This window comes from Polaribacter sp. (genome assembly GCF_965656025.1).
In the GTDB taxonomy this organism is placed as follows: Bacteria; Bacteroidota; Bacteroidia; order Flavobacteriales; family Flavobacteriaceae; genus Polaribacter.
In genome coordinates, this window is record NZ_CBFHJT010000023.1 from 24,783 (window position 1) to 30,568 (window position 5,786).

The window sequence follows — 5,786 nt, forward strand, 5'->3', positions numbered from 1 at the left end:
CTGCAAAACCCATAGAAACCATTACAGCATATACAATACCATCAAAAGGCTCATTAAAAGCTATGTTTCTTTGTGCATAAAACCGAACAATAATGTATTTAGAAAACTCTTCTACCAAAGCAACAACAAAGAAGGCTTGTAAAAATTGCTGAAAAACACTTTTTACATCTGTAAGTGGTAAAATGATTGCGGCTAAATAGCCAACAATAAAAGTAACAATTATACTAACAGTTGCACCTAATAAAAATGTTTTTGTTAAAAAACCAATGGGTTCTTTTTCGTATTTATCCTTAAAATAAATATAAACTATAATTACAATAACAGGTGCAATTGCCAACAATAATAAACTCATATTTTTATTTTTTCGGTAAAAAAACCTCAGCCATCATACATCTAGCACTACCACCTCCACAAGTTTCTATGGTTTCTAAAGAACTAGAAATGATTTTACAGTGATTGTTAATTTTAGAAATCTGACTTTGCGTTAAGGAGTCGTAAGCAGCTTTACTCATCACTAAAAACGACTCGTCGTTAGCACCTTTTACCTGCAACATATTTCCTGCAAAACAATGCATTTGTTTTTCTGAAATATCAATGACTTGCTTACCATCTTCTTTTAAATGCTTTAATACGTTTTTCTTTTCTTTTTTATCGTCTATAGTATCTAAACATATTACTGCAAAAGTTTCTGCCACACACATCATTACGTTGGTATGATAAATAGGCGCTCTTTTAGAATCTACTGTTTGATTGGCTATAAAAATAACAGGCGTATACTCAAAATCTTCGCAAAATTCTATAAATAAATCTTCATCTGCTCTTGCAGATAAGGCACAATAGGCTTTTCTGTTTTCTCTATCTAAAATAATACTTCCTGTGGCTTCTAAAAATATATTTTCTTCTTCAGCTGCAGTATAATCTATTACATTCTCTATTAAAAAACCATCTTCTTCTAAAACATCTAGTATTTCTAACCTTCTTTCTAAACGCCTATTTTCTGCAAACATTGGATAAATACCTACAGTTCCATTTTCATGAAAAGAAATCCAATTATTTGGAAAGATAGCATCTGGAGTATCAAAATCTTGGGTATCTGAGATGACAACCACATTTACACCATAACTTCTTAATTTAAACACATATGCATCAAACTCTTCTTGCGCTTTTCTATTAATTTCAGCATTTTTAAAAGCAATATCTTCTTGAAAATAATTATTTACAGCAGTTTGTTCATTCTTCCTAAAGTTAATAGGACGAATCATTAAAACTGTATTTGTGGTTTGTTTCATATTAAATTTTAAAAAAAGCAAAATTAGCTTTTTTTATGTTGAAAGCAGAAATTGAAAACAATAATTTGAGTTGTTTCTAAACTTAAAAAAAGTAATATAAATTAACCTATCATAAAATGAAATAAAACTCAACTTATAATTTAAGTTGGCAATAATTTAAAGAAATGAAGTTAAATTTAACTCTAAATTTATTTTTTTTAATCTTTACTTCTTTTCGCGAAGTAAAAATGAAACGTTTTGGAAGTAGAAAAAAATATGTCTTAAAAGTCAATTTACCAAAATGGTTAGAGAACTTTCTGATTATATTTTAATTGTTAATTTTAGTACTTACATCAATTAAAAATTATTAACTAAAAAATTCTAATTAAAAATATTTTCTCTGTCAGAAATATTTTCTTTCGGTATTTCATTAAAAAATTCTGCTGTTTCTGTTTCTGCCGCTGCACCATAAGAGACCAGTAAAGTACCTTTTCCATTATTATCAGTTTCTAAAACATATAATATAGACATGTCATTTGGATTACTCATCCCTTCAAAACGATGTTCTGCAACAATTTTAACTTGGTCTGAGTTATACTTTATTTTAGAGTCATTGTTTAATAATTTTCTTTCTACCACTCTAAAGCTATCTGTATAACCTTTTGCTTCATATTTTTTGATGTATTCTAATTCGTTTTTAGCGTTTTTCATGATTATCATTTTTTTCAGTTTGTTCAAATTAACAAAAAAGACAGCTTTTTATGTAATGCAAATACATTTAAAATTAACTCATATTATAAAAATTCAAACTTACTTTATTAAAAATTTCAATTGAAGTAGTTTTTATTGCTATTGAGTTCAAATTAAACAATAAGAACATTCACCTTTGTAAAAAAAACAACCAATGGCAATTTTAGGAAACATCATTAAAGGAATCATCAACTTAACAGATACATTTACGTCTGACATTAATCATATACAAGCACAAGAAAAAACGCTACAACATCTTTTAGAGACTGCAAAAAAAACACAATTTGGTAGACACTATCAATTTAAAGAGATATTAGAGAGTGAGAATTTAGCAGCAACTTTTGCTGCAAACGTTCCTTATTTTGATTACAATTCTCTGCAAAAAAAATGGTGGCATAAAATTCATGATGGTGAAGAAGATGTAACTTGGGTTGGTAATCCTTCTTATTTTGCTTTAAGTTCTGGTACAACTGGTAAAACCAGTAAAAAAATACCAGTTACTAATGATATGATAGACGCCATTAAAACTGCTGGTGTAAAACAAGTAACCTCTTTAAATAATTTTGATTTGCCCGCAGATTTTTTTGAAAAAGATATTATGATGCTGGGTAGCTCTACAGATTTGGCTAAAAAAGACGATCATTTAGAAGGAGAAATTAGCGGTATTAGTGCCAGTAACATACCTTTTTGGTTTAAAGGATATTATAAACCAGGTGAAGAAATTGCAAAAATAGAAGATTGGGATGAACGTGTACAACATATTGCAGAAAACGCAGAAAACTGGGATATTGGTGCATTAAGCGGTATTCCTGCTTGGATAGAATTAATGATGCAAAAGGTAATAGAACATCATCAATTAGACAACATTCATCAAATTTGGCCAAATTTAAAAGTATACACTTCTGGAGGTGTTGCCTTTGGCCCATATGAAAAAAGTTTTAACGCTTTATTAGGCAAACCTGTAACAGTTATAGACACGTATCTGGCATCAGAAGGATATATAGCTACGCAAGTGAGACCAGAAACAGGTGCTATGCAACTAAATACAGACAATGGTATTTACTTTGAATTTGTGCCTATGAATCCTGATTATATTAATGAGGATGGTTCTTTAAAGCAAGATGCACCTTCTTTAACCTTACGTGAAGTAGAACCTGGTAAAGATTACATTCTTATCATTAGTACAGTTAGTGGCGCTTGGCGATATTTAATTGGAGATACCATTGAGTTTACAGATACAGAAAAAGCAGAAATAAAAATTACGGGTAGAACAAAATTCTTTTTAAATACTGTAGGTTCTCAGCTTTCTGTAAATAAAATGGATGATGCCATCAAACATTTAGAAGAAAAGTTTAAGACACAAATAACAGAATATACCATTTGTGCAAAACGTTTTGATGATGGTGAATTTTATCACTCTTGGTATTTGGGAGCTGATATAGGTGCAAATGATAAAAAAATTGCAAAAGCTTTAGATAACTTTCTAAAAGATGCTAACAAAAACTATAAGGTTGCACGAACTAAAGCTTTAAAAGGAGTAAAAGTAAACGTAATTCCTGTAGAAAAATTTTACGATTGGAATGATCGAAATAAGAAAAAAGGCGGACAAGTAAAAATGGAACGTGTGATGAAAGAAGAAAAGTTTACAGAATGGGAAGCCTTTATCAATAAAAAACAAAAAAGCTAGGAATGAAAACATCGGATATGATTATAAAAGCACTAGAAAACGAAGGTGTAGCATACATTTTTGGTTTACCTGGTGAAGAAAATTTAGATTTATTAGAATCTATTAGAAAATCAAAAAAAATAAAATTAATATTAACTAGACACGAACAAGGCGCAGGTTTTATGGCAGCCACTTATGGTAGGTTAACAGGAAAACCAGGAGTATGCATGTCTACCTTAGGACCTGGTGCCACTAACTTAATGACGCCTGCAGCTTATGCTCAATTGGGTGCAATGCCCATGGTAATGTTAACAGGTCAAAAACCAATTAAAAAAAGCAAACAAGGTAAGTTTCAAATTGTAGACATTTTAGAAATGATGCAACCGCTTACAAAATTATCGAAACAAATTACGTACGGCGAAAATTCTGGTGAGTTAATTAGAGAAGCTTTTAGACTTTCTCAAGAAGAAAGACCTGGTGGAGTGCATTTAGAAATTCCAGAAGATGTATGTAAGGAAAAGGTAGAAAAACCTCATTTTTTTGAAGTAGAAACTAGTAAAATACCTTCTGCAAATACAGATGCTATAAAAGAAGCTAAAAAATTGATTTTATCTGCAAAAAAACCTTTATTGTTAATTGGTGCTGGAGCAAATAGAAAAAGAGCAAGTGTTGCATTAACCAAATTTGTAAACACCTTAAATATTCCTTTTTTTAATACACAGATGGGTAAAGGAATTATTGATGAAAGAAATCCTTTATATTTAGGTACAGCTGCACTTTCTTCTAACGATTTTCTACACGAAGCAATTAAAGCTGCTGATTTAATTATAAATATTGGGCATGATACTATAGAAAAACCGCCTTTTATTATGGATGTTTCTGATGATAGAAAAGTAATTCATATTAATTTTTTTGCTGCAGAAATTAACGAAGTCTATTTTCCGCAACTAAACGTAATTGGAGATATTGCTACAAGTGTACACCAATTAACAGAGGTATTAAAATCGAATGCAAAAAAATGGAACATTGATTTTTTCGTACAAGTAAAAGAAAATGTATCAAGTCATTTATCTAAATATGAGGAAGACAATCGTTTTCCTATTTTACCTCAACGTTTGGTAAAAATTACCAGAGAACTTTTATCTGACGATGATATTGTAACCTTAGATAACGGAATTTATAAAATTTGGTTTGCAAGAAATTATCCAGCATACGCTCAAAACACCTTATTGTTAGACAATGCCTTGGCAACTATGGGTGCAGGTTTTCCTTCAGCAATCATGACAAAAGAATTATATCCGAATAAAAAAGTAGTTTCTATTAATGGTGATGGTGGTTTTATGATGAATTCGCAAGAATTAGAAACTGCTGTTAGAATGGGCTTAGACTTAGTGATTATCATTTTAAACGATAATGCCTATGGTATGATTGAGTGGAAACAAGAAGATGAAGGTTTTGAAAACTTTGGTTTAAAATATAAAAATCCAGATTTTGTAAAGTATGCAGAAAGTTTTGGCGCCCATGGTTACAGACCAACTTCTGTAGAAGATTTTGAAAAAATATTTACTAAAACACTAGATACTAAAGGTATACATGTTATTGATTTAGCAGTAGATTATTCTCTAAATCATAAAATTTTAAATGTGTTACTTAAAGAAAATTCAAAAAAATAAATTATGAAAACAATACAAACTATAAACCCTGCCACTGAAGAAAAAATTGCTTCTTACGAAAGAACTTCTTTAGAAATGGCTACAGAAAAAATTACAGATGCTCATGAAACATATTTAGATTGGAAAAATACAACGTTTGAAGAACGTTCTCAATTAATGCACAAGTTGGCAGATATTTTTGATGATAAAAAAGAAGAATATGCCCAATTGGCTACTAAAGAAATGGGTAAAATCATAAAACAATCTAGAAGCGAAATTGAAAAATGTGCTAAAATATGTAGATATTATGCAGATAATATTCAAGATTTATTAGCGGAAGAAACCATCAAAACAGAAGCTAAAAAAAGTTATGTAACCTTTCAACCTTTAGGAGTTACTTTAGCTGTAATGCCTTGGAATTTCCCTTTCTATCAAGTAATTCGATTTGCG

The 5,786-nt window shown here is 30.1% G+C and carries 6 protein-coding genes; 3 read left to right on the forward strand and 3 right to left on the reverse strand.

Translation table 11 applies throughout. The features are described from left to right. The 3 genes from ACTG3S_RS06260 to ACTG3S_RS06270 all read right to left on the reverse strand — a co-directional run. The coding region (locus tag ACTG3S_RS06260; RefSeq protein ID WP_439128506.1) for a PrsW family intramembrane metalloprotease at positions 1 to 352 on the reverse strand (352 nt) is incomplete at its 3' end. A 4-nt stretch (positions 353 to 356) separates the two neighbouring features. Then, positions 357 to 1,289: a citrulline utilization hydrolase CtlX gene (gene ctlX / locus ACTG3S_RS06265; protein WP_439128507.1), complete on the reverse strand. Its 933-nt coding sequence runs from the start codon at positions 1,287 to 1,289 to the stop codon at positions 357 to 359. Between the two features lie 360 nt (positions 1,290 to 1,649). Beyond that, a complete protein-coding gene (locus tag ACTG3S_RS06270; RefSeq protein ID WP_439128508.1) occupies positions 1,650 to 1,979 on the reverse strand; it encodes a hypothetical protein in 330 nt (109 codons plus the stop codon). A gap of 193 nt (positions 1,980 to 2,172) precedes the next feature. On the opposite strand from ACTG3S_RS06270, the gene ACTG3S_RS06275 reads away from it, so the two are divergent. The 3 genes from ACTG3S_RS06275 to ACTG3S_RS06285 all read left to right on the forward strand — a co-directional run. Then, positions 2,173 to 3,705, forward strand: coding sequence for a GH3 family domain-containing protein (locus ACTG3S_RS06275; protein ID WP_439128509.1), 1,533 nt, complete (start codon positions 2,173 to 2,175; stop codon positions 3,703 to 3,705). 2 nt (positions 3,706 to 3,707) lie between these two features. Beyond that, positions 3,708 to 5,357 carry an acetolactate synthase large subunit gene (locus ACTG3S_RS06280; RefSeq protein WP_439128510.1) on the forward strand — a complete coding sequence of 550 codons (1,650 nt, stop codon included), beginning with the start codon at positions 3,708 to 3,710 and terminating at the stop codon, positions 5,355 to 5,357. 3 nt (positions 5,358 to 5,360) lie between these two features. Next, the coding region (locus tag ACTG3S_RS06285) for an aldehyde dehydrogenase family protein (RefSeq protein ID WP_439128511.1) at positions 5,361 to 5,786 on the forward strand (426 nt) is incomplete at its 3' end.